Source organism: Plantactinospora sp. KLBMP9567 (assembly GCF_033446045.1).
GTDB lineage: Bacteria > Actinomycetota > Actinomycetes > Mycobacteriales > Micromonosporaceae > Plantactinospora.
Genome location: NZ_JAWQRR010000068.1, coordinates 1 through 25,000, shown reverse-complemented (window position 1 = coordinate 25,000; position 25,000 = coordinate 1). Strand labels below are relative to the sequence as shown.

At 70.8% G+C, this 25,000-nt stretch carries 15 protein-coding genes and 2 rRNA genes (1 of these 17 cut by a window edge); 14 read left to right on the top strand and 3 right to left on the bottom strand.

Features of this window, described 5'->3' with window-relative positions:
• Both R6Y94_RS43855 and rrf read left to right on the top strand, forming a co-directional pair.
• Positions 1-2,539 (top strand): 23S ribosomal RNA (locus tag R6Y94_RS43855); it begins 571 nt to the left of the window's first position.
• Positions 2,540-2,638: 99 nt separating this feature from the next.
• A 5S ribosomal RNA gene (rrf, locus tag R6Y94_RS43850) occupies positions 2,639-2,755 on the top strand.
• Between the two features lie 114 nt (positions 2,756-2,869).
• Here rrf and R6Y94_RS43845 read toward each other — a convergent pair.
• Complete coding sequence (locus R6Y94_RS43845; protein WP_318398537.1) at positions 2,870-3,601, bottom strand: hypothetical protein; 732 nt, start codon at positions 3,599-3,601, stop codon at positions 2,870-2,872.
• 69 nt (positions 3,602-3,670) lie between these two features.
• Here R6Y94_RS43845 and R6Y94_RS43840 point away from each other — a divergent pair, with 69 nt between their 5' ends.
• The 3 genes from R6Y94_RS43840 (at position 3,671) to R6Y94_RS43830 (ending at position 8,449) form a co-directional block, all read left to right on the top strand.
• Positions 3,671-6,313 carry a valine--tRNA ligase gene (locus tag R6Y94_RS43840; RefSeq protein ID WP_318398538.1) on the top strand — a complete coding sequence of 881 codons (2,643 nt, stop codon included), beginning with the start codon at positions 3,671-3,673 and terminating at the stop codon, positions 6,311-6,313.
• A gap of 367 nt (positions 6,314-6,680) precedes the next feature.
• Complete coding sequence (locus R6Y94_RS43835) at positions 6,681-7,952, top strand: folylpolyglutamate synthase/dihydrofolate synthase family protein (protein WP_318398562.1); 1,272 nt, start codon at positions 6,681-6,683, stop codon at positions 7,950-7,952.
• Complete coding sequence (locus R6Y94_RS43830) at positions 7,949-8,449, top strand: DUF4233 domain-containing protein (RefSeq protein ID WP_318398539.1); 501 nt, start codon at positions 7,949-7,951, stop codon at positions 8,447-8,449. The genes R6Y94_RS43835 and R6Y94_RS43830 overlap by 4 nt, the downstream gene beginning before the upstream one ends.
• 14 nt (positions 8,450-8,463) lie before the next feature.
• Here the strand turns inward: R6Y94_RS43830 and R6Y94_RS43825 are convergent, their stop codons facing one another.
• Positions 8,464-10,158, bottom strand: coding sequence for a VOC family protein (locus tag R6Y94_RS43825; RefSeq protein WP_318398540.1), 1,695 nt, complete (start codon positions 10,156-10,158; stop codon positions 8,464-8,466).
• A 194-nt stretch (positions 10,159-10,352) separates the two neighbouring features.
• Between R6Y94_RS43825 and ndk the strand changes: the two genes are divergently transcribed.
• From ndk to R6Y94_RS43810, 3 genes are all read left to right on the top strand, one after another.
• The gene (ndk, locus tag R6Y94_RS43820; protein ID WP_318398541.1) at positions 10,353-10,778 is read left to right on the top strand and encodes a nucleoside-diphosphate kinase; all 426 of its coding nucleotides are present in this window, start codon (positions 10,353-10,355) and stop codon (positions 10,776-10,778) included.
• A gap of 391 nt (positions 10,779-11,169) precedes the next feature.
• Positions 11,170-14,367: an isoleucine--tRNA ligase gene (ileS, locus tag R6Y94_RS43815; protein ID WP_318398542.1), complete on the top strand. Its 3,198-nt coding sequence runs from the start codon at positions 11,170-11,172 to the stop codon at positions 14,365-14,367.
• 128 nt (positions 14,368-14,495) lie between these two features.
• Entirely contained in the window at positions 14,496-15,182 is a 687-nt protein-coding gene (locus tag R6Y94_RS43810; protein WP_318398543.1) for a lysophospholipid acyltransferase family protein, read from the top strand.
• A gap of 72 nt (positions 15,183-15,254) precedes the next feature.
• Here the strand turns inward: R6Y94_RS43810 and R6Y94_RS43805 are convergent, their stop codons facing one another.
• On the bottom strand, positions 15,255-17,153 hold the full coding sequence (locus R6Y94_RS43805; protein WP_318403222.1) for a hypothetical protein: 1,899 nt from the start codon (positions 17,151-17,153) through the stop codon (positions 15,255-15,257).
• A gap of 235 nt (positions 17,154-17,388) precedes the next feature.
• Between R6Y94_RS43805 and R6Y94_RS43800 the strand changes: the two genes are divergently transcribed.
• From R6Y94_RS43800 to rpmA, 6 genes are all read left to right on the top strand, one after another.
• A complete protein-coding gene (locus R6Y94_RS43800; protein WP_318398545.1) occupies positions 17,389-19,377 on the top strand; it encodes a TIGR03960 family B12-binding radical SAM protein in 1,989 nt (662 codons plus the stop codon).
• Between the two features lie 132 nt (positions 19,378-19,509).
• Positions 19,510-20,256: a TIGR03936 family radical SAM-associated protein gene (locus R6Y94_RS43795; protein WP_318398563.1), complete on the top strand. Its 747-nt coding sequence runs from the start codon at positions 19,510-19,512 to the stop codon at positions 20,254-20,256.
• A gap of 109 nt (positions 20,257-20,365) precedes the next feature.
• Entirely contained in the window at positions 20,366-23,434 is a 3,069-nt protein-coding gene (locus tag R6Y94_RS43790; RefSeq protein ID WP_318398546.1) for an Rne/Rng family ribonuclease, read from the top strand.
• A gap of 142 nt (positions 23,435-23,576) precedes the next feature.
• Entirely contained in the window at positions 23,577-24,098 is a 522-nt protein-coding gene (locus tag R6Y94_RS43785) for a hypothetical protein (protein ID WP_318398547.1), read from the top strand.
• Positions 24,099-24,365: 267 nt separating this feature from the next.
• Positions 24,366-24,680, top strand: a complete 315-nt coding sequence (rplU, locus tag R6Y94_RS43780; protein ID WP_318398548.1) for a 50S ribosomal protein L21 — start codon at positions 24,366-24,368, stop codon at positions 24,678-24,680.
• Between the two features lie 29 nt (positions 24,681-24,709).
• Positions 24,710-24,967, top strand: a complete 258-nt coding sequence (gene rpmA / locus R6Y94_RS43775; RefSeq protein WP_318398549.1) for a 50S ribosomal protein L27 — start codon at positions 24,710-24,712, stop codon at positions 24,965-24,967.
• Positions 24,968-25,000 lie beyond the last annotated feature (33 nt).

Genomic DNA, 25,000 nt, shown 5'->3' with positions numbered 1-25,000 from the left:
CCCCGGGAGGGGAGTGAAATAGTACCTGAAACCGTTCGCCTACAATCCGTCGGAGCCTTTAGGGGTGACGGCGTGCCTTTTGAAGAATGAGCCTGCGAGTTAGTGGCATGTGGCGAGGTTAACCCGTGTGGGGTAGCCGTAGCGAAAGCGAGTCTTAATAGGGCGTGTAGTCGCGTGTTCTAGACCCGAAGCGGGGTGATCTAGCCATGGGCAGGCTGAAGCGTGGGTAAGACCGCGTGGAGGGCCGAACCCACCAACGTTGAAAAGTTGGGGGATGACCTGTGGTTAGGGGTGAAAGGCCAATCAAACTCCGTGATAGCTGGTTCTCCCCGAAATGCATTTAGGTGCAGCGTCGTGTGTTTCTTGCCGGAGGTAGAGCACTGGATGGTCTAGGGGCCCTACAAGGTTACTGAAATCAGCCAAACTCCGAATGCCGGTAAGTGAGAGCGCGGCAGTGAGACTGCGGGGGATAAGCTTCGTAGTCGAGAGGGAAACAGCCCAGATCGCCAGCTAAGGCCCCTAAGCGTGTGCTAAGTGGAAAAGGATGTGGGGTCGCATAGACAACCAGGAGGTTGGCTTAGAAGCAGCCATCCTTTAAAGAGTGCGTAATAGCTCACTGGTCAAGTGGTTCCGCGCCGACAATGTAGCGGGGCTCAAGTACACCGCCGAAGCTGTGGCATTCACATTTTACTTCGCGGTCACTTTCGGGTGGTTGTGCAGGTGTGTGGATGGGTAGGGGAGCGTCGTGCCGGGGGTGAAGCAGCGGGGTGACCCAGTTGTGGACGCGGCACGAGTGAGAATGCAGGCATGAGTAGCGAAAGAAGGGTGAGAAACCCTTCCGCCGGATGACCAAGGGTTCCAGGGCCAGGTTAATCCGCCCTGGGTGAGTCGGGGCCTAAGGCGAGGCCGAGAGGCGTAGTCGATGGATAACGGGTTGATATTCCCGTACCCGTGTAGGAGCGCCCGTGATGAACCTCGTTGTGCTAACCGCCTGAACCGTCCGAGACCTTCGGGTTGAGGGTGGGGAGCGTGGGAACCTGGCGGGTAGTAGTCAAGCGATGGGGTGACGCAGGAAGGTAGCTGAGCCCGGCCGGTGGTTGTGCCGGGGTAAGCGTGTAGGCCGTACCATAGGCAAATCCGTGGTGCATGTGGCTGAGACGTGATGCCGAGCCGATTCAGGTGAAGTCAGTGATCCTATGCTGCCGAGAAAAGCCTCTAGCGAGTTCCGAGCGGCCCGTACCCTAAACCGACACAGGTGGTCAGGTAGAGAATACCGAGGCGATCGGGTGAACTGTGGTTAAGGAACTCGGCAAATTGCCCCCGTAACTTAGGGAGAAGGGGGGCCGGAGACGTGAAGCCCCTTTGCGGGTGGAGCGTTGTATGGCCGCAGAGAGCAGGGGGAAGCGACTGTTTACTAAAAACACAGGTCCATGCGAAGAAGTAATTCGATGTATATGGACTGACGCCTGCCCGGTGCTGGAACGTTAAGGGGACCGGTTAGTCTTTCGGGGCGAAGCTGAGAACTTAAGCGCCAGTAAACGGCGGTGGTAACTATAACCATCCTAAGGTAGCGAAATTCCTTGTCGGGTAAGTTCCGACCTGCACGAATGGCGTAACGACTTCCCCACTGTCTCAACCACAGGCCCGGCGAAATTGCAGTACGAGTAAAGATGCTCGTTACGCGCGGCAGGACGGAAAGACCCCGGGACCTTTACTATAGCTTGACATTGGTATCTGAATTAGCTTGTGTAGGATAGGTGGGAGCCGGTGAAGTCCATACGCCAGTATGGGTGGAGGCAATCTTGAAATACCACTCTGGTTGGTTTGGGTATCTAACTTCGGGCCCTTATCGGGTTCAGGGACAGTGTCTGGTGGGTAGTTTAACTGGGGCGGTTGCCTCCTAAAATGTAACGGAGGCGCCCAAAGGTTCCCTCAGCCTGGTTGGCAATCAGGTGTTGAGTGTAAGTGTATAAGGGAGCTTGACTGTGAGACTGACGGGTCGAGCAGGGACGAAAGTCGGGACTAGTGATCCGGCACTTGCGTGTGGAAGCGGTGTCGCTCAACGGATAAAAGGTACCCCGGGGATAACAGGCTGATCTTCCCCAAGAGTCCATATCGACGGGATGGTTTGGCACCTCGATGTCGGCTCGTCGCATCCTGGGGCTGTAGCAGGTCCCAAGGGTTGGGCTGTTCGCCCATTAAAGCGGTACGCGAGCTGGGTTTAGAACGTCGTGAGACAGTTCGGTCCCTATCCGCCGTGCGCGTAGGATACTTGAGAAGGGCTGTCCCTAGTACGAGAGGACCGGGACGGACGAACCTCTGGTGTGCCAGTTGTCCCGCCAGGGGCACGGCTGGTTGGCTACGTTCGGGAGGGATAACCGCTGAAAGCATCTAAGCGGGAAGCCTGCTTCAAGATGAGGTATCCCACCCCAGTGATGGGGGTAAGGCTCCCAGTGAGACGACTGGGTTGATAGGCCGGAGATGTAAGCCAGGTAACTGGTTCAGTTGACCGGTACTAATAAGCCGAGGACTTGACTACAAAGCTGCTACGCGTCCACTGTGTGATTCACAGCAAACGAACAACAAGAGGTTCCCTTGCGTGTGGATGAGGGATTGTTGTTTGTGTTGTTGATAGGGTTACGGCGGTTATGGCGGAGGGGAAACGCCCGGTTACATTCCGAACCCGGAAGCTAAGCCTTCCAGCGCTGATGGTACTGCACTCGGGAGGGTGTGGGAGAGTAAGACGCCGCCGGACATCTTCTACGAAGTGGCGCCACCCTCAGGGGTGGCGCCACTCGTGTTTTACCCGGCCGGTCTACGGCTAGGGGATTGGCCGGTTCCCACGGCCCCGACCACACCCCGCAGCAGATCAGTCCCGGCTCTGGACGGTGTCCCGGATATCGCGAAGCAGCGCCGCGGACTCGTCGAGGGAACGGCCCGGGAACATGCCCATCGCGATGCTGCCGTGGTCGGCCCAGCCACAGAAGACGAGCTGCCCGTCCCGGATCGGGGCAGTACCGCACTTCATGACCCCGCCGAGCACACCGGCATCCACCTCGTGGACGCCGGCAACCGTACTGTCCTCCTCGGAAGCCAGGTCGAAAAGGCGGTCCAGATCCCGTTCGGGCTGCCAGACGAGGGTCGTACCTCCGAAGAGCAGGACGCTGCGGTCCGGGCCGGCCGGGTCGGCGTAGACGGCGCCGAAGCTCTCGGCGAAGTTGATCTCGGCGTTGACGGCGGTGCGGAGGTACTCGATGGTCGCCCGGGCACCCTCGCTCTCGTCCCGGGTGAGACCGGCGACCTCGACCGGAGCGGCGAGGGTGGCGTCCTTCTGCTGCAGGATCCGCCAGCTCACGCTGCCGAGGACGGCGGCTCCGGCGAGGGTGACCGCGAGCACCGAGCCGAGGACGATTTTCCGACGCCGGGACGACGGCCGGCCACCCGGTCCGCCCGGGCCAGGCTCGGCATCGTGCGCCGGAGTGATGTCGACCGCCTCGGCGTCCCGGCCGACCGAATGGTCCAGCACGATCGGCTCCGACGTGATCTCGATGGCGCCGGAATCGGCCGTGACTCGCCGATCGGTGCGGGGGGCATCGGACATAGCCGCCACCGTACGCGACCGGGAGGTGGCGCACGACGGGCCTGGCACGCAGGCTCGTAGACTTCGAGGGTGACCGAGACTCTGGATGCGAACCGCGCCCCGGCCCCGACCCTTTCCGCCCAGTACCAGCCGGGCGAGGTAGAAGGTCGGCGGTACGAGGAATGGGTAGCGGCGGGGCGTTTCCGGGCCTCGGCCGACACCGACAAGCCGCCGTTCACCATCGTCATCCCGCCGCCGAACGTGACCGGCTCACTGCACATGGGCCACGCCTTCGAGCACACCCTGATGGACGCGCTCACCCGGCGGCGACGGATGCAGGGCTACGAGGCGCTCTGGCTGCCCGGAATGGACCATGCCGGCATCGCCACCCAGAACCTGGTCGAACGTCAGCTCGCCAGCGAGGGGCTGTCCCGGCACGACCTGGGCCGGGAGAAGTTCGTCGAGCGGGTCTGGAAGTGGAAGGCCGAGTCGGGCGGCAAGATCCTCGGCCAGATGCGCCGGCTCGGCGACTCCGTGGACTGGGACCGCGAGCGCTTCACCATGGACGAGGGACTCTCCCGGGCGGTACAGACGATCTTCAAGAAGCTGTACGACGACGGCCTGATCTACCGCGCGGAGCGGATCATCAACTGGTGCCCGCGCTGCCTCACCGCCCTGTCGGACATCGAGGTGGAGCACACCGACGACGACGGCGAACTCGTCTCGATCCGGTACAGCGACGACGTGGTCGTTGCCACCACCCGGGCCGAGACCATGCTCGGTGACACGGCCGTCGCGGTACACCCGGAGGACGAGCGGTACAAGCACCTGATCGGCACCGAGGTGGAGCTGCCGCTGACTGGGCGGCGGATCCCGATCGTCGGTGACGAGCACGTCGACCCGAGCTTCGGCACCGGCATGGTCAAGGTGACCCCGGCGCACGACCCGAACGACTTCGAGATCGGCCAGCGGCACGACCTGCCGTCCCTGACGGTGATGGACGAGCGGGGCGTCATCACCGCGCCCGGCCCGTTCCAGGGACTCGACCGGTTCGAGGCCCGGCCGGCGATCGTCGCCGCGCTACGCGAGCAGGGCCGGATCGTCGCCGAGAAGCGGCCGTACGTGCACGCGGTGGGGCACTGCTCGCGGTGCCGGACGACGGTGGAGCCCCGGCTGTCGTTGCAGTGGTTCGTCAACACCGGACCGCTGGCCCGGGCGGCCGGCGACGCGGTGCGGGACGGCCGGGTCAAGATCGAACCCGCCGACATGGCCAAGCGGTACTTCGCCTGGGTCGACAACATGCACGACTGGTGCATCTCCCGGCAGCTCTGGTGGGGGCACCGAATCCCGGTCTGGTACGGCCCGGACGGCGAGGTGCGCTGCGTCGGCCCGGACGAGGAACCGCCGACCGGCGACGGCTGGCACCAGGATCTCGACGTGCTGGACACCTGGTTCTCCAGCGCACTCTGGCCGTTCTCCACGCTCGGCTGGCCGGAGCAGACACCCGACCTGGCGAAGTTCTATCCGACCAGCGTGCTGGTGACCGGCTACGACATCCTGTTCTTCTGGGTCGCCCGGATGATGATGTTCGGCCTGTACGCGATGGACGGCCGGCAGCCGTTCGACGTGATCGCCCTGCACGGCATGGTGCGCGACCAGTACGGCAAGAAGATGTCGAAGTCCTTCGGCAACGTGGTCGACCCGCTGGACTGGATCGAGCGGTACGGCGCCGACGCCACCCGGTTCACCCTGGCCCGGGGCGCCAACCCCGGCCAGGATGTCCCGGTCAGCGACGAGTGGTGTCAGGGCTCCCGCAACTTCTGCAACAAGCTCTGGAACGCCACCCGGTTCGCCCTGATGAACGGCGCGCACGTGGCCGGCGAGCTGCCCGAGCCGGGCCGCCTGTCGACCGTGGACCGGTGGATCCTGTCCCGGTTGCAGCAGGTCACCGCCGAGGTGGACGAGCAGTTCGAGGCGTACGAGTTCGCCAAGGTCTGCGACGTCCTCTACCACTTCGCCTGGGACGACGTCTGCGACTGGTACGTCGAGCTGGCCAAACCGGTGCTGGCCGCCGGCGGTGAGCCGGCCGAGGTCACCCGCCGGGTGCTCGGACACGTGCTCGACCGGCTGCTCCGGCTGCTGCACCCGGTGGTGCCGTTCGTCACCGACGAGCTCTGGACCGCGCTGGCCGGTACCGAGAACGCCGGCTCCGGCCCGGCCGGGCCGTCGGTGATGACCGCCGCCTGGCCGGTGGCCGTGCCGGCGCTGCGCGACGAGGCGGCGGAGCGCGAGGTGGCCGAACTCCAGCGGGTGGTCACCGAGATCCGCCGGTTCCGTTCCGACCAGGGGCTGCGCCCGGCGCAGCGGGTGGCGGCCCGGCTCGACGGGCTCGCCGGAGCCGGCATCGCCGCGCACGAGCCGCTGATCCGCTCGCTGGTCCGGCTGGACGCGGCGGCCCCGGACTTCCGGGCCAGTGCCACCCTCGCCGTCTCCGGCGCGGTGACGGTGGCCCTGGACACCCGGGGTTCGATCGACGTCGCCGCCGAGCGGGCCCGGCTGACCAAGGACCGGGCGGCGGCGGAGAAGGAGATCGGCCAGGCCCGGGCGAAGCTCGACAACCCGGCCTTCCTCGACAAGGCGCCGGCCCCGGTGGTCGACAAGATCAGGGACCGGCTGGCGGCCGCCGAGGCGGACCTGGAGCGGATCGCCGCCGCCCTCGCGGCACTCGGTTGACCGGTAGCGGGGTGCGGACCGAGAGCGGGCGGACGGTGCGGGCGCGGATGCCGGTGCCGGGCGCGGATGCCGTGCCGGTGCGAGCGGGTGCGGGTGCGGGTGCGGACCGAGGGTGTGCGGGTGCGAGAAGGCGGTGTGCGGGTGCGAGAAGGCGGTGTGCGGGTGCGAGAAGGCGGTGTGCGGTGGTCAGGGCGCGGCGGTCGAGTACAGGGCGGTCGAGGGCTTGGCGGTCGAGAGTCTGACGGTCCGGCGGAACGGGTGGGGAGCGTACGGTGCGGGGGCGAGGATCGCGGTGAGTGAGCGCGCGGAGCGGGCGGCCGAGTTCGCCCAGGTCGAGGCGGAACTGTCCAGCCGCGGCTACACCCGGATGGTCTTCGACCTCGGGCGGATCGAGGAACTGCTCGACGTGCTCGGCAGCCCGCAGCGGGCGTACCCGGCGATCCATCTGACCGGCACCAACGGCAAGACGTCGACGGCCCGGATGATCGACTCGCTGCTCCGGGCCTTCGGCTTGCACACCGGCCGGTACACCAGCCCGCATCTGGAGACCGTGCGGGAGCGGATCAGCCTGGACGGCGAGTCGATCGGCGAGGACCGTTTCGTCTCGGTCTACCGCGAGGTGGCGCCGCTGGCCCGGCTCGTCGACGAGCGCGCCGACGAGCCGTTGACGTACTTCGACATGACCACGGCGCTCGCCTTCGCCACCTTTGCCGACGCGCCGGTCGACGTGGCGGTGGTCGAGGTCGGCCTCGGCGGTGCGGAGGACTCCACCAACGTGCTGAGCGCCGGAATCGCGGTGATCACCCCGATCGGGCTCGACCACACCGAGTGGCTCGGGGACACCATCGGAGACATCGCGCTGGCCAAGGCGGGGATCATCCACAAGGGCGCGACCGTGATCTCGGCGGTCCAGCCGGAGGAGGCCGCCGAACCGATCCTGGAGCGCTGCGCCGAGGTCGGCGCCACCATCGCTCGGGAGGGCGGCGAGTTCGGCGTACTGCGCCGGAGCATGGCCGTGGGCGGCCAGGTGCTCTCGTTGCAGGGCCTCGGCGGGGTCTACGACAACGTCTTCGTACCCCTGCACGGGGCACACCAGGCGCAGAACGCCGCGATCGCGCTCGCCGCCGTCGAGGCGTTCCTCGGCGCGGGCGCGTCCCGCCAGCTCGACGTCGAGACCGTCCGGCAGGGCTTCGCCACCGCCGACTCACCTGGCCGGCTGGAGCGGGTCCGGTCCGCCCCGACGATCCTGCTGGACGGGGCGCACAACCCGCACGGCATGGCGGCCACCGTCACCGCGCTCCAGGAGGAGTTCGCGTTCAGCCGGCTGATCGCGCTGGTCGGCGTACTCGAGGACAAGGACGCGGCAAGTCTGCTCGAACTGCTCGAACCGGTGGTCGACGCGGTCGTGGTGACCGGGAACAGCTCGCCCCGGGCGATGCCGGTCGCGGAACTCGGTGAACTCGCGGTCGAGGTCTTCGGGCCGGACCGGGTCGAGGTGGCTCCGGATCTGCCGGACGCGATCGAGGCCGCCGTGGCGCTGGCCGAGTCCGACGTGCAGGGGGAGTTGAGCGGGGTGGGTGTGCTGGTCACCGGATCGGTGGTCACCGTGGCCGACGCGCGACGGCTGTTGAAGCGGTGAGCGCCCCGGACGAGGCGGCGAACCGGGCCGGCCGTACCGGGCCGGCAGCCGGCTCTGCGGAGCCCTCCGGCCGGGTCGAGGACGACGGGCCGGCTGGCACGGCCAGCTCCGCCGGCTCGACGGGTACGGCCGCCGGCTCGACGGGTACGCCAGGCGGCCGGCCTTCCGGACTGCGGGACCCGGACCGGGCGGTACGCGGCCTCGGCGCCCTCACGCTGAGCGTCGAGACACTGGTGCTGCTGCTCGCGATCCAGCCGATCAGACTGCTCGGCGGCGACCTGGGCGGCAGCGCCATCGGGGTGGTCGTCGGGCTCGCCATGCTGGCGGTCGTGCTGGCCGGCTGCCTGCGCCGGCCGTGGGCCTGGCACGCCGCCACCGTCCTGCAGGGGCTGTTGCTGCTCGCTGGCTTTCTGCACTGGTCACTCGGCGCACTGGGGCTGATCTTCGCCGGGGTCTGGGCGTACGTGCTGCACGTCCGCCGGGCCATCCTCGGCTGACCCGGCCCGCCGGCTCAGCCGGTGGCCCGGCTCCGCCACTGGGTGAGGGCGATCCCGTGCCCGTCCGGGTCCCGGAACGCGGCGGCCCAGAGTTCGAGTTTGGCGCCCCGGTTGACCGCCCGGGGGGCGTAGGTGAACTTCACGCCCTTGGCGAGGAGTTCCTCGTAGAACGAGGTGACGTCGTTCACCTCGAGATTGAGGTGGACCAGCCGCCGGTTGATCGGGGCCACCTCGCGGATCGCCCGCAGCACCAGCCGGGTCGCCCCGGAGGCGAGGATGGCGTTGCCCTCGCCGCCGTCGATCTCGAAGAAGCCGAGCAGGTCCCGGTAGAACGCGATCGACCGTTCGAGGTCGGTGACCAGCAGGGTGATCCCGACCCCGGCGATCGGGCCGGAGCCGCCGAGCCGGGCCGGCGGCTGGGTGGCGATCAGGTCGGCCAGGATCGCCTCGTCGTCCGAGGGGGCCGCGAGGTCGTCGCGCGGCGCCGCGCCGGCCCGCAGGTCGAGGTCCGGGTCGAGGTCCGCGTCTGGGTCGAGGTCCGGGTCGGGATCGTCCAGCGAGATGTCGATCTCGTCGGTGTCGGCCGGGCCGGTGCCGCCGGTACCGGGGGTGGTGGCCGACCGGCTGGAGTCCGCCGCCGTGGGCTCGGGGGCGGGTCGGGGCGACTCCAGGTCCGGTTCGGCCGGTGCCGGGCCGGCCGGCGGGACGTCAGCGGACCGGGCCTCCGGGACCGGCGGCGTCTCCAGCAGCCCGGTGCCGTCGCCACCGGTCCCGGTCGCCGGCACGTCCGGCTCGGCTGAGCGCGGCGCCGGTGGCGCGTCGGAGACCGGCGCGGCGGCGCCCGTGGCGCTGTCCCGGGTGTTCGAACCGGGCGCCGGGCGGGGGCGGCGGTTCCGGCCGCCCGGACCGGGGGTCGGCCGGGAGCGGCGGGGCAGCGGCGCGGTGGACGGCGGGTCCACCAGGGTCCCCTCCAGCACGATCGTCCCGCCCGGGGTCTGCCGCATCACCACCGGCTCCTCGCGGGACGTACCCCGGTCGTCCCGCAGCGGCTCCAGGTCGTTCCGCAGCGGCTCCAGGTCGTCCCGGAGCGGGGCGAGATCGTCCTCGGTCAGGTCCTCGGTGGCCGGCGCGCCGCCGGGCGGTGCGTCGGCGTACGGGTCGTCCCGTCCGCCCCGCGCCCACGGCGGCGCCTCCTGCTCGATCAGGATATCGTCGTCGCCCGGGTCGAAATCGTGGAACTCCGGCGGCAGGTCGCCGCTCGCCGCCGCCTCGGCGTGGGTCAGCACCTCGTCCCAGAGGATCCGGACGTGCCGCTGATCGTCGATCGCCACCATGATCGGCAGGGTGGCGCCCGGGTCCGGCCACTTCGACACCGGTACCCGGGGGTCGCGGATCCGCACCGAGCGGCCGGGCACTCCCGGCGCGTCGATCACGATCTGGAGTTCACACCGGCCGAAGGTCGACGAGGCGGGCGGCTCGGTGACGCTGTGCACGTGCCCGATGCCGGTCACCCAGGCCCGGGGACCACTGCGTACGGCGGTGAACGCGACGAGCGCGATGGCCAGGGCGAGCAGCGCCACTCCGAGTACGGCGATCGCCCAACTGCGCATCCCGAAGCCGAACAGGATGACGAAGGTGGCGAAGGTGCCCAGCACAGCGGCGACCAGCTTGCGCACCGGCGCGACCTGGCGGCGACGACCATCTGCCACAGTGGACCTCCCTGGTTAAGGCCAGGCTAGGCCGGATCTGGCGGGAATGGAACGACCCGCGGCCGGTGTGCGGCCTTCGCCGCCGGATCAGTCGGCGGTGAGCTGGCCGAACGTGCTGACCTCCGGCGTCGCGGCCGGACAGCGCCGACATACGCTGGCGGGGCCCAGCTCTCCGGCCGTACCAAGGGGTGTCCGTGGTCAGCAGCGATTCCGCCGAGCGTACCCTCGTATTGATCAAGCCCGACGCGGTGCGGCGGCGGCTGGTCAGCGAGATCCTCGGCCGGTTCGAGCGCAAGGGCCTCGGCATCGACGCGATGGTGCTGCGCCGGATGGACGACCGGCTCGCCGGCCTGCACTACGCCGAGCACGTGGCGGAGCCGTTCTATCCGGCGCTGCGGGAGTTCATGACCTCCGGGCCGCTGGTCGCGGTGGTGCTCTCCGGCTCCGGCGTGGTCGAGATGGTCCGCGGCCTGGTCGGCGCGACCGACGGGCGTCGGGCGGTCCCCGGCACGATCCGGGGTGACCTGGCCTGCTCCTCTCGGGAGAACCTGGTGCACGCGGCCGACTCGGTCGAGACCGCCCGTCGGGAGATCGCGCTCTGGTTCCCCGAGCTGACCTGACCCGCAGGTTCCCCGAGCTGACCCTACCCGCCGGCCGGTCGGCACGAATCGGTAGTCGGGTGGCGGGTGCGCCGGTCGGCGGCGGCGCCTCAGGCCCGGCGGTGGAGCCGGACGGGGATATCGGGTGGGGGGCGGCGCGGGGGTCGAGTATTGTTGACGGGCACAGGCATCGACCCGGCCATCACCGGCGAGCCTCCGGAAGAACGGGTGGAAACACCCCAGTAGAACCGGACGGGACCGGCCCGTCACAGCCGGCCAACGAGCGGGTGGTCGATCTCCGACCACCAAGCGGGGTGGTACCGCGGGCCCACCGGGGCGCCGGCTTCCGGCGTACCAGGGTTCGTCCTCGCAGACCACGGTCAGTGAGCTGCGACGAGGAGAGCGACCCGCGATGGCGTACCCGAAGAACGCCCCCGCCGGCACGGGCGTGCCGGCCAGTCCCGAGCTGCCGGTGGTCGAGCAGCGTGTGCTCGACCACTGGGTGGCCGACAAGACCTTCGAGGCCAGCGTCGAGGCCCGCGACCCCGGACCGGACGGCGCCAACGAGTACGTCTTCTACGACGGGCCGCCGTTCGCCAACGGCCTGCCGCACTACGGCCACCTGCTGACCGGCTATGTCAAGGACCTGGTGCCGCGCTACCAGACGATGCGCGGCCGGCGGGTGGAGCGGCGCTTCGGCTGGGACTGCCACGGCCTGCCGGCCGAGGTGGAGGCGGAGAAGCAGCTCGGGATCACCACCAAGGCGGAGATCCTCGACCTCGGTGTCGGGCGGTTCAACGACGCCTGCCGGACCTCGGTGCTGGCCTACACCCGGGACTGGGAGCGGTACGTCAACCGGCAGGCCCGGTGGGTCGACTTCGGCAACGACTACAAGACGCTCGACCTCAGCTACATGGAGAGCGTCATGTGGGCGTTCAAGCAGCTCCACACCAAGGGGCTGGTCTACGAGGGGTTCAGCGTGCTGGCGTACTGCTGGCGCTGCGAGACCCCGCTGTCGAACACCGAGACCCGGATGGACGACGTCTACCGGGACCGGCACGACCCGACGCTGACCGTCTGGTTCGAGCTGACCCCGGACGAGGACGCGCCGGAGCTGCTGCGCGGGCCGGTCCGGGTCGGCGTCTGGACCACCACGCCGTGGACCCTGCCCTCCAACCTTGCGCTCGCGGTCGGCCCGGACATCGAGTACGCGGTGCTGGAGCGGGACGGCCGGCGGCACGTCGTCGGCGCCGCCCGGCTCGGCGCGTACGCGAAGGAGCTGGACGGCTGGACCCAGGTCGGCACGGTGCACGGCCGGGACCTGGTCGGCCGCCGCTACACCCCGCTCTACGACTTTCTCGTCGAGCAGGGTGGGCCGAACGCCTACCAGGTGCTCGGCGCGGAGTTCGTCACCACCGAGGACGGCACCGGGGTGGTGCACCTGGCCCCGGCCTTCGGCGAGGACGACCAGAAGGCGTGCAACGCGGCCGGCATCCCGACCGTGGTGACCGTGGACGACCACACCCGGTTCACCGCGCTGGTCCCGCCGTACCAGGGTGAGCAGGTCTTCGACGTCAACAAGTCGGTGATCCGCGAGTTGAAGGAGCGCGGGGTGGTGCTCCGGCAGGACACCTACACCCACTCGTACCCGCACTGCTGGCGCTGCGACACCCCGCTGGTCTACAAGGCGGTCTCCTCCTGGTTCGTGGCGGTCACCAAGGTCAAGGACCGGATGCTGGAGCTGAACCAGCAGATCAACTGGACTCCGGGGCACGTCAGGGACGGCTCGTTCGGCAAGTGGCTGGCGAACGCCCGGGACTGGTCGATCAGCCGGAACCGGTTCTGGGGCTCGCCGATCCCGGTCTGGAAGTCGGACGACCCGCAGTATCCGCGGGTCGACGTCTACGGCTCGCTGGCCGAGCTGGAGGCCGACTTCGGGGAGCTTGCGACCGGAAGCGGTGAGCAGGGTGGCGTCAAGGTCACCGACCTGCACCGGCCGATGATCGACGAGCTGACCCGACCCAACCCGGACGACCCGACCGGGCGCTCCACCATGCGCCGGGTGCCGGAGGTGCTGGACTGCTGGTTCGAGTCCGGTTCGATGCCGTTCGCCCAGGTGCACTACCCGTTCGAGAACCGGGAGTGGTTCGAGCACCACTACCCCGGGGACTTCATCGTCGAGTACGTCCCGCAGGTGCGGGGCTGGTTCTACACCATGCACGTGCTGGCGACCGCGCTCTTCGACCGGCCGGCGTTCCGCAACGCCGTGGTGCACGGCATCGTGCTCGGCTCGGACGGGCGCAAGATGTCCAAGAGCCTGCGCAACTACCCGGACGTCTACGAGATGTTCGACAGCTACGGCTCGGACGCGATGCGCTGGACGCTGATGTCCTCGCCGGTGCTGCGCGGCGGGGACGTGGTGGTCAGCGAGACGACGATCCGGGACTCGGTACGCCAGGTGCTGCTGCCGTACTGGAACGTCTGGTACTTCTTCTCGCTCTACGCGAACGCGGAGGGATACTCCGCGGTCCGGCGTACCGACTCGACGCACCTGCTCGACCGGTACGTGCTGGCCAAGACCGGCGAGCTGGTCGAGGCGGTGCAGGGGCAGCTCGACGTCTACGACATCTCCGGCGCCTGCGGCACGGTCCGGTCGTTCCTGGACGCGCTGACCAACTGGTACGTCCGGCGGTCCCGGGACCGGTTCTGGTCCGGCGACCGGGACGCCTTCGACACCCTCTACACGGTGCTGGAGACGGTCAGCCGGGTGCTGGCCCCGCTGGCCCCGCTGACCGCCGAGGAGGTCTGGCGCGGGTTGACCGGGGAGCGGTCGGTGCACCTGACCGACTGGCCGGACGCCGCCGAGTTCCCGGCCGACCACGAGCTGGTGGCGGCGATGGACGCCACCCGCAACGTCGCCTCGGCGGCGCTCTCGCTGCGCAAGGCGAAGGGCCTGCGGGTCCGGCTGCCGCTGTCGTCGCTGACCGTGGCGACCCCGGCGGCGGAGACCCTGCGGCCGTTCGCCGACCTGATCGCGGACGAGGTCAACGTCAAGGCGGTGACCTTCAGCGACGAGCTGGCCAGCTACTGCGAGCAGGTGCTCACGGTGGTGCCCCGGGCGCTCGGGCCCCGGGTCGGCAAGCAGGTGCAGACCGTGATCAAGGCGGTCAAGGCCGGCGACTGGGTGCTGGTCGACGGGGTACCGGAGGCGGCCGGGGTCCGGCTGGAGGCCGGCGAGTACGAGCTGAAGCTGGTGCCCGCCGACGCCGAGCACTCCGCGCCGCTGCCCGGTGGGGAGGGCGTGGTGGTGCTGGACACCGCCGTCACCCCGGAGCTCGCCGCCGAGGGGCTGGCCCGGGACGTCGTACGGGTGGTGCAGCAGGCCCGCCGGGACGCCGGGCTGGACGTGTCGGACCGGATCGACGTGCTGCTCGCCGCCCCGGCGGAGGTGGCCGCGGCGGTCGAGGCGTACCGGGACTTCGTGGCCCGGGAGGTGCTGGCCGACTCGATCGGCTTCGCCGGTGAGGTCGACTCCGCCGACCAGGTCGACGGCTTCGCCGGTGAGGTCGGCGAGGGCGACCGGGTGACGGTGGCGGTACGCCGCCGCTGAGGACTCCCGGGGCGTCGCCGGGTGCCGCCCGACCGGTCCGGACAGGTGATCGAGACGGTCACCTACGCGGACCGGTCGGGCGTCGGTTAACGTGACAGCGCCTGACTACCTTGACCGCCGGAGGTCCCGTGCCGCTGCTCTACACCATCGGCCAGTACACCGTCGGCACCGCGATGCGGGTTGCCTGGCGTCCGACCGTGGAGGGCCTGGAGAACGTCCCCGCGACCGGCGGCGCGATCTTCGCGGGCAACCACCTCTCGGTCGCCGACGAGTTGTTCCTCGGCTCGGTGGTGCCCCGGCACCTCGCCTTCTGGGCCAAGTCCGAATACTTCACCGGCACCGGGCTGCGCGGCTGGGTCACCCGCTCGGTGATCAGCGGGCTCGGCGCGATCCGGGTGGAACGGGCCGGAGGCCGGGCCGCGCTTTCCGCGTTCGACGGGGCGATCCCGGTGCTGCGCGCCGGTGACCTGGTGGCGATCTATCCGGAGGGCACCCGGTCACCGGACGGGCGGCTCTACCGGGGGCGTACCGGGGTGGCCCGGCTGGCGCTGGCCGCCGAGGTGCCGGTGATCCCGGTCGGGATGATCGGCACCGAGCGGGTGCAGCCGATCGGGGCCCGGCTGCCCCGGCTCGGCACCGGCAAGGTGATCGTCCGGTTCGGCAAGCCGATGGACTTCGTCGGACGCCCGACGGACCGGACCTCGCTGCGGCAGATCACCGACGACATCATGACGGAGATCCAGAAGCTGACCGGGCAGGAGTACGTGCCCCGGTACGCGCCGGCCCGCAACGGGGCCGAGAACGGCGGTTCGTAGGCCGCCGTCGGTCCGTGGCCGCTGGCTGCCGGCCGCCGCCCGTCGGTGCGGCGGCGGCTGCCTGGAGCGGGCTCATCCCGTACTCGCGCTGCCGCTACCCGAGCCGACCGGGTCGCGCACGATGATGCTGTCGCGCAGCGTGCTGAGCAGCTCGGAGCTGTCCGCTATCGACAGCCGGGTGAACAGCGCGGTGGCCGAGCTGCCGTGGTCCGCCCACGTGCAGACCACCACCTCGTCGCCATCGGCCTCGCCCGTGCCGCAACTGCGGTACTCGCCGCGTACGCCGGTCGGCACCGGCTCGACCGAGGTGACTCCGTACTCGTTCTGGAGCCGGGTGACCTCCTCCTGTACCGCCGACTCGGGACTGAGCCGGAAGCCGGTGCTGCCGAAGATGATCACCTGCTTGCCGTTCGAGGTCCGGTAGACCCCGGCGAACGCCTCGCCGTCGGTGAACCAGCTCCGCCCCTGTACCTCCCGCTTCAACTGCTCGGCGGTCTTCCTGCCGGCCGCGTTGTCCAGCAGTTGCAGGTCCAGTACCTCGCTCGGTAGCGGATCCACCGGCGAGGCCGGGTACTGGTCCCAGATCGGCTTGGCGTAGTACGCCGGAACGCCGCAGCAGCAGGCGATGGTGAGCAGGGTGAGCGTGAACATCACCCTGGGCCAGCGCCGGCGGCGGCGTACCGGAGGAAGGGGGGCGGGCGGTGGCTTCCGGACCGGTGGCGCCTCCGGCCGGCGCCGCTGTTTCGCCGGTCGGGGCGGAGCGACCGGTGGCGGCGGCTGCTTCCGTGGTGCGGGCGGGGCCGGCGGTCGGGCGGCCCGCGCCGGCGGTGGCGGTGGCGGTGGCGCCGCGTGTGGTGGCGGCGCTGGTGGCCGTGGCCCCGCCGGTGGGGGCGCCGTCGTGCGCGGCGGTGGCGGTGGACCGGTCGGCGCGGGGAAACGCCGGGTCACCGGCAACTGTCGGGCCGGCGGCGGGCTGACCGGTGCGTCGTAGCCGACCGGCGGATGACTCGCCGCTCCCTGGTGGCCACCGACCGGCGGGTACGCGTCCCACGGGTCGTCGGCGGCACCGGCCCAGGGGTCGACCGGGGTGGGGATCTCGTCCGCCTCGACCTCCGGCATCCGCAGGGTCGGATCGGCCGGTCGGGTACGGGCCGTCGGTGCCGCCGGAACGTCCGCCTCCTCGGCATCGCCAAGGAGCCAGCGACGCTTGCGCGGCCGGGGCGGTGGTACGGCCGCAGAGCCGGTCCAGCGTGGCGCTGCGACCCGGGTCGGGGCCGGCCCGTCGTCCTCGGACGGCAACGCCGGCACACCGCCCTCGGCCGGAACCGAGCCGCTATCGTCGTCGGCGGGCCGGTCGATCCGGGTGGCGTCGGGTGGCGGGGTACGGCGGGTGGGTGTGTCGTCGTCGGCGGCCGGCGGTCCGTCCGGTGCCGCATGCTCGGTGGCGGCTGCGCGCGGCGAGTCTTCGGTCGCGGCAGGTTCGGTGGCGGCTGCCGGCTGTGGCTTTTCGGCTGGGGACCCTTCGTCGCCGGCGGCCGGTGCTGGCGCGGTGTGCACGGAGTCGGCCGGTGACGTGGGGTACGCGGTGACAGTGGCACCGGGTGGCGGCGTGGGCAGGGTCGGTTGGTCGAGGTCGGCGTCGCCGGACCCGTCCGGTTCCGGTTCCACCGGGACGTCCACGGCCGTGTCGTCCGGCTCACCGGCGTGACCGTGCTCGTCACCGGCGTGACCGTGCTCGTCACCGGCGTGACCGTGCTCGTCACCGGCGTGACCGTGCTCGTCGCCGGCCTGGCCGTGCTCGTTGCCGGCGGCCTGACCGTGCTGCTGGTCGCCGGTTCGGCCGTGCTGCTGGTCAGCGGCCCGAGTGTGCTGGTCGCCGGATGCCACGGTCGCCGATCCCTCGGCCGGGGGCGGCCCGGCCGGCGTGGCTCGGCCCGCCGGTGCGGTCTCCTCCGGCTGCGGCTGGGACATTGTGCGGGTCTCCTCTCGCGCCCGTTCGAGGTTAGTACCGCCCGACCAACCGGTCGTTCCGCGCCGGATCGTACGAGTGTCGCCGACGGCGGGGGAAATCGCGGCGAGCCGGCACGTGGGGGGCTTTCCGGCGGAAACTCCGCACTCGGCGGGCGCGGGGACTACCGGACCGGGGCTCGGGTGTGACGCGTACTCTGGATGGTTGGTGTTCCAACCGAGTGTCCCGGGAGGTTCCATGAGCGCCGCGTCGTCCGCCGCGGAAAGGTCAGCGGCGATGACGGTCTGGCCGCAGCTCGAGCAGTTGCTGCCCCAGGTCAGCAAGCCGATCCAGTACGTCGGCGGCGAACTGGGCGCGGTGGTGAAGGACTGGGAGTCGGCGGTCGTCCGTTGGGCGCTGATGTATCCAGACGCGTACGAGGTGGGCCTGCCGAACCAGGGGGTGCAGATCCTCTACGAGGTGCTCAACGAACTGCCGGACGTACTGGCCGAGCGGACGTACGCGGTCTGGCCGGACCTGGAGCGGCTGATGCGGGCCGAGGGCGTGCCGCAGTTCACCGTCGAGGCGCACCGGCCGGTCGGCGCGTTCGACCTGTTCGGGATCTCGTTCGCCACCGAACTCGGCTACACCAACCTGCTCACCGCGATCGACCTGGCCGGCATCCCGCTGCTCTCCGCCGACCGCACCGACGAGCACCCGGTGGTGGTGGCCGGCGGGCACGCCGCGTTCAACCCGGAGCCGATCGCCGACTTCCTCGACGCGGCGGTGCTCGGCGACGGCGAGGAAGCGGTCCTGGAGATCACCGAGATCGTCCGGGCCTGGAAGGTGGAGGGCAGCCCTGGCGGGCGGGACGAACTGCTGCTCCGGCTGGCCCGGACCGAGAGCGTCTACGTGCCGCGCTTCTACGACGTCGACTATCTGCCGGACGGTCGGATCCAGCGGGTCGTGCCGAACCGGGCGGACGTGCCGTTCCGGGTACACAAGCGGACGACGATGGACCTGGACGCCTGGCCGTACCCGAAGAAGCCGATCGTGCCGCTCGCCGAGACGGTGCACGAGCGGTACGCGGTGGAGATCTTCCGGGGTTGCACCCGGGGCTGCCGGTTCTGCCAGGCGGGCATGATCACCCGGCCGGTCCGGGAACGCTCCATCACCACGGTGGGCCAGATGGTGCGGGACGGCCTCGAATACTCGGGCTTTTCCGAGGTGGGGCTGCTGTCGCTGTCGTCGGCCGACCACTCGGAGATCGGCGACATGTGCTCCGGCCTGGCCCAGCAGTACGAGGGCACCAACGTCTCGCTCTCGCTGCCGTCGACCCGGGTCGACGCGTTCAACATCGACCTGGCCCAGGAACTGTCCCGCAACGGCCGGCGTACCGGGCTCACCTTCGCCCCGGAGGGCGGCTCGGAGCGGATCCGCAAGGTGATCAACAAGATGGTGTCCGAGGAGGACCTCATCCGGACCGTGGTCACCGCCTACACCAACGGGTGGCGGCAGGTGAAGCTCTATTTCATGTGCGGGCTGCCCACCGAGGAAGACGAGGACGTCCTCCAGATCGCCCGGCTCGCGCACGAGGTGATCAAGGCCGGGCGGGCGGCCACCGGCTCCAAGGACATCCGCTGCACGGTCTCGATCGGCGGATTCGTACCCAAGCCGCACACCCCGTTCCAGTGGGCCCGGATGGAGCGGCCCGAGGTGATCGACAACCGGCTCAAGCTGCTCAAGCAGGCGATCAACTCCGACCGGTCGCTCGGCCGGGCGATCGGTTACCGCTATCACGATGGCGAGCCCTCGCTGATCGAGGGGCTGCTCAGCAGGGGTGACCGGCGGGTCGGTGCGGTGATCCGGCGGGTCTGGGAGAACGGCGGCCGGTTCGACGGCTGGAGCGAGCACTTCTCCTACCAGCGCTGGGTGGACGCCGCCGCCGAGGTGCTGCCGGCCTTCGGGGTGGACCTCGACTGGTACACGGTCCGGGAGCGGGAGCAGGCCGAGGTGCTGCCCTGGGACCACCTCGACTCCGGGCTGGACAAGGACTGGCTCTGGCAGGACTGGCAGGACGCCCTGACCGAGTACGAGCAGGACGACTGCCGGTGGACCCCGTGCTTCGACTGCGGCGTCTGCCCGTCCATGGACACCGAGATCCAGATCGGCCCGACCGGCAAGAAGTTGCTGCCGCTGACGCCGGTGAACACCGGCCTGCGGATGCCGGCCGGCACCGGACACTGACCCCCGACCGTTCCCCCGGAGCAGCCCGCTCCCGGGAGAACGGCCCACCCTGACCATTATCCGAGGAGCGGCACGATCAGCAGGAAACCACAGCCGGAGGGCGGCCAGGCGCCGGTCGTACAGCGGATCCGGATCAGGTACGCCAAGCGTGGGCCGCTGCGGTTCACCTCGCACCGGGACTTCGCCCGGGCCTTCGAGCGCGCGTTGCGCCGGGCCGGCGTGCCGGTGGCGTTCTCCCAGGGCTTCACCCCGCACCCGAAGATCTCCTACGCCAGCGCGGCCCCGACCGGGGTGGCCAGCGAGGCGGAGTACCTGGAGATCGGGCTCCAGCGGCTGGTGGATCCGGCCGATCTCCGTGCCGCCCTGGACGCGGTGCTCTCGCCCGGACTCGACGTACTGGACGCGGTGGTGGCCGGCGGCGGCAGCCTGGCCGACCGGATCGACGCCTCGCGCTGGCGGGTCGAACTGCCCGGTGTCGCGCCGGACGTCGCCCGCGCCGCCGTGTCGACCTTTCTGGCCGCCTCCGAGGTGCTCGTCGAGCGGATGACCAAGCAGGGCCGACGCGTTTTCGACACCCGGGCCGCTGTCACGGCCATCGATGTGATCGAGGGGACCGAGGCACCTTCCGGGGTCGCGGGCGTACCGTGTGCGATACTCGAAGTGGTCGTGCGGCAGGTCACCCCGTCCGTACGACCCGATGACGTCCTTTCCGGCCTCCGCGTGGTGGCCGACCTGGAGCCGCCGGTGCCGCCGAGGGCGACCCGGCTGGCGCAGGGCACGCTGACCGCGCAGGGGGAGATCGTCGATCCGTTGGAGGCGGATCGCGACGGGACCGCCATCGGCGAACGCCAGCCGGAAGTCCGGCCGGCGGTCAGGTAGGCAGACTTCGGCGACCCGGTCACCTCGACGCGTCACCGGAAATACTTTGCGGCAACCCTGCGTGGCAGCGCTCACCCGCGCCCGGGGAAGCCAGAACTGGAGAACGTCCATGCTCGAGAACGAGCCAGAGGGCGGAGAACGGACCGGCGCGCAGCCGGCCGTCGACGCCACCACCGCAAACGGCAGCACCGAGAGCACGAGTGCGCAGGGCGCCACCGGAGAGAGCGCGACCGCCCAGGGCGGCAGTGCGGAGAGCACGGCGGCGCAGGGCGGCAGTGCGGAGAGCACGACCGCGCAGGGCGGCAGTGCGGAGGGGCCCACACGGCGGCGTACCACCCGGCGCCGTACGTCCAGCACGACGAGTGAGCCGGCACCGACCGGCGTACCGGCCGAGGCGCCCAGCACGGCCCGGACGACCAGCGGAGAGGCGTCCGACGCCGAGGTGCTGGCACCGGTGGCCGCCGACATCGAGGCCGCCCCGAAGGCGACCCGCCGGCGCCGCAAGGCCACCACGGCGGACAAGAAGGACGACACCGGACTTCCGGCCGCCGAGGCGAGCGCGGCCACCGACCCGGGTACGCCCGCGGCCGGCCCCGACGACGCGGCGGTCGAACCCGTACCGCCGGTGAAGGTCACCCGTACCCGTCGGAAGAAGGCGGCGGCGGCACCTCCCGCCGAGCCGACTGAGACGACCGTCACCCCGCCCGGGGCCGCCGAGAGCGCCCCGGCGGCCGGCGAGCTCCCGGTGACCGGCTCCGACGTCGGCGCTCCCGCCACCCCGGAGTCGACCGGCGGAGCCGGTCGCCCGGTGGCTGCCGGCCCGGCCGGGGCCGAGCCGGCGGCCGAGGAGACCCCCCGGGGACGCCGGCGCCGCGCCGCGCTCTCCGCACCCACCGTGCTGTTCATGGCCCCGGAGCCGGAGACTCCGCCGGCCCGGGCCGGCGTGGTCGAGCCCGTTCCGTCGACCCGGCCGACCGAGGCCGAGGCCGAGGGTGAGCCGGTCGAGCCGGTCGAGGGCGTCCGGCGGCGCCGCCGGGGCCGGCGTGCCGGCGAGCCGGCGGTGCTGGAAGCCGAGCCGGAGGCCGAGGCCGAGGGCGTCGCCGACGAGGAGGCCCTGGACGTCACCGACGCCGAGGAGGACGAGGACGAGGAGACCGCGGCGGCCCGGCGTCGTCGGCGGCGCGGTCGCCGGGGTCGGGGCCGGGGCAAGGGCACCGCGGACGACGCCGAGGAGGGCGACGAGCCCGAGGCCGGCGTCGAGGCCGGGGCCGACGAGGACGAGGACGACGAGGGCGACGCCGGTGACGGGGTGACCCGGCGCCGCCGCCGACGGCGGCGCAAGGGTGCCGGAGACACCGACGGTGCGGCCGACGACGGCGTACCCACCGTTATCAAGATCCGCGAGCCTCGCAAGACCGTGGACGAGGTGCAGGGCGTCTCCGGCTCGACCCGGCTGGAGGCCAAGCGCCAGCGCCGCCGGGACGGCCGTGAGCAGCGGCGTACCCGGCCGCCGATCCTCAGCGAGTCGGAGTTCCTGGCCCGCCGGGAGGCGGTCGACCGGGTGATGGCGGTACGCCAGCGCGGCGACCGGACCCAGATCGCCGTACTGGAGGACGGGGTGCTGGTGGAGCACTACGTCACCCGCGCCTCCGCCGGCACGATGGCCGGCAACGTCTACCTGGGCAAGGTGCAGAACGTGCTGCCCAGCATGGAGGCGGCCTTCGTGGACGTCGGGCGCGGCCGCAACGCGGTGCTCTACGCGGGTGAGGTCAACTGGGACACCACCGGACTGGAGGGGCGGGCCCGCTCGATCGAGCAGGCGCTGCGCTCCGGCGACTCGGTGCTGGTGCAGGTCACCAAGGACCCGATCGGGCACAAGGGCGCCCGGCTGACCAGCCACATCGCGCTATCCGGGCGGCACCTGGTCTACGTGCCGCACGGCAACGCCTCGGGGATCAGCCGCAAGCTGCCGGACACCGAGCGCAAGCGGCTGCGCGACATCCTGAAGAAGCTGGTCCCGGACGGTGCCGGTGTGATCGTCCGGACCGCGGCCGAGGGCGCCAGTGAGGACGAACTGGCCCGGGACGTGAAGCGACTCCAGGCGCAGTGGGAGGACATCCAGGCCAAGGCGGCCGAGGGCGGTGCCCCGGTGCTGCTCTACGAGGAGCCCGACCTGGTGATCCGGGTGGTCCGGGACCTGTTCAACGAGGACTTCCGCGAGCTGGTCGTGCAGGGCGACGAGTCGTACGACATGGTCGAGTCCTACCTGTCGCACGTCTCGCCCGACCTGGTGCCCCGGCTGCGCCGGCAGACCGGTACGGCGGACGTCTTCGCCGAGCGGCGGATCGACGAGCAGATCCTCAAGGGGCTGGACCGGAAGGTCTTCCTGCCCTCCGGCGGCCACCTGGTGATCGACCGTACCGAGGCGATGACGGTGATCGACGTCAACACCGGCAAGTACACCGGTGCCGGCGGCAACCTGGAGGAGACGGTCACCCGGAACAACCTGGAGGCGGCCGAGGAGATCGTCCGGCAGCTCCGGCTCCGCGACCTGGGTGGCATCGTCGTGATCGACTTCATCGACATGGTGCTGGAGTCGAACCGGGAGCTGGTGCTGCGCCGGCTCACCGAATGCCTGGGCCGGGACCGGACGAAGCACCAGGTGACCGAGATCACCTCGCTCGGCCTGGTCCAGATGACCCGGAAGCGGATCGGTGCCGGGCTGCTGGAGGCGTTCAGCGAGACCTGCGACTGCTGCAAGGGCCGGGGCGTGATCATCCACACCGAGCCGGTGTCGGAGAAGTCCCGCTCGGGCGCGGGGGACAAGGTCAAGGCGGTCGCCTCGGCCACCGGTACCCCGGCACCGGCTTCCGAGGCACCGGCCGTCGGCGGTCGGCGCCGGGGCCGCAAGGCGGCCGCCCCGGAGCGGGTGGTCGTCGAGGTCTCGGAGTACGACGACACCATGGGATACGACCTGTCCCGCTACGAGGCGGAGCCCCCTGAGGCCGACGACGTCGTCGAGGCCGCGCCGGCCGAGTCGATGCGGCTGGCGGGTGCCGGCGACCCGGACGGTATCGAGGACACCGGTGACCTGGATGCGGAGGCCGAGGCCGCGGAGATCGGCGGCGGTCGTCGCCGGGCCCGGCGCGGCGGCACCCGCCGCCGTACCCGTCCCTGATCCGGCGCTGCCCGGGGAGCCGGGTTTGGTCCGTTGACCCCGGCGGTGGCTACGCTGGTCACTCCCTCGCGGTCCCCGACCGGTCGCCGACCACCGTCGGCGCCGGTCGTGTGGGCCAGCCGCACCCCCGGAGGAGAAGACCATGCGACGCCTGCTGGTGACCGCCGCTATCGCCGCCGCGCTGTTCGCGGCGGCCGGCTGCTCGGGTGAGCGGGACGGCGCCGCCGCACCCGGCCCGTCCGGCAGCCCGTCGGCCGGAGCGCCGTCCTCGGGTGCCGCGACGCCCGGCGCCAGCCCGGGCGGATCACCGGCGGTGGACACCAGCCCGGCCGGGGGCAACGGCAAGGAGGTCTGCGCGGCCGCCACCAAGGCTGCCACCTCCTCCGTGCAGACCTTCGTCTCCGAGCTGGGCAAGTCGCTCCAGGCGGCGAGCACCGGCGACACCGCCGGGGCGCAGGCGGCGCAGCGCAAGGCGGAGGCGGCGTTGCAGACCTGGGGCACCGCGATGCGGGAGCAGTCCGCCCGGGCCACCGACGAGCGGCTCAAGACGGTACTGGCCGAGATCGCGACCGAGGTCGGCACGATGAAGGCCACCGTCGAGTCGGTCGACGAGAACAAGCTCCAGGAGTTGCAGCAGCGGCTGGAGGCGCTCTGCCCGAGCTGACCCCACCGGCCCGGTCAGGGCTGGCCGCTCCGGCTCGCGCCCGGCGAGGTCTCGTCGGGCGCGGGGAGGGCGCCGAGGCTGGTCACCGGCGCCTCGACCGGCCCCGGGAGCGGGCCCGGTTTGGGCGAGCGGCCTGGCATGGCGTACGCTAGCCTGCGGCGCTCATTACGTGCCACGTTCTCGCGTGCCCGCCCCGCACCCCGGTGCGGTCGAGTTGGCCGTCGCGAACACCCACCCGCAGCCTCAACGACAGGGAGTCCGCGTCCGATGTACGCGATCGTCAAGACCGGCGGCAAGCAGTACAAGGTCGCCGAGGGCGACGTGATCGAGGTCGAGAAGCTGGTTGGCCAGCCCGGCGACGCGATCAAGCTCGCCGCCGTCCTCCTCGTCGACGGGGACAACCTGGTGACCGATGCCGCGCAGTTGGCCAAGGTCGCGGTGTCCGGCGAGATCGCCGCACACACGAAGGGTCCGAAGATCCGGATCCACAAGTTCAAGAACAAGACCGGCTACCACAAGCGCCAGGGTCACCGCCAGCCGCTGACCCAGGTCAAGGTGACCGGCATCACCAACGGCAAGTAAGCCCCAGCGGAAAGACAGGTCGTCCTCAGATGGCTCACAAAAAGGGTGCGTCCAGCTCGCGGAACGGTCGCGACTCCGCGGCGCAGCGACTCGGCGTCAAGCGGTTCGGTGGGCAGGTCGTCAGCGCCGGCGAGATCCTGATCCGGCAGCGGGGCACCAAGTTCCACCCCGGTGACCTGGTCGGTCGCGGCGGCGACGACACGCTGTTCGCGCTGGCCGCCGGTGCGGTCCAGTTCGGCACCAAGCGCGGCCGCAAGGTCATCAGCATCGTGCCGTCCGAGCGGTAACGTCAGCTTTCCGGCGGAGCGGGCCGCGGACCT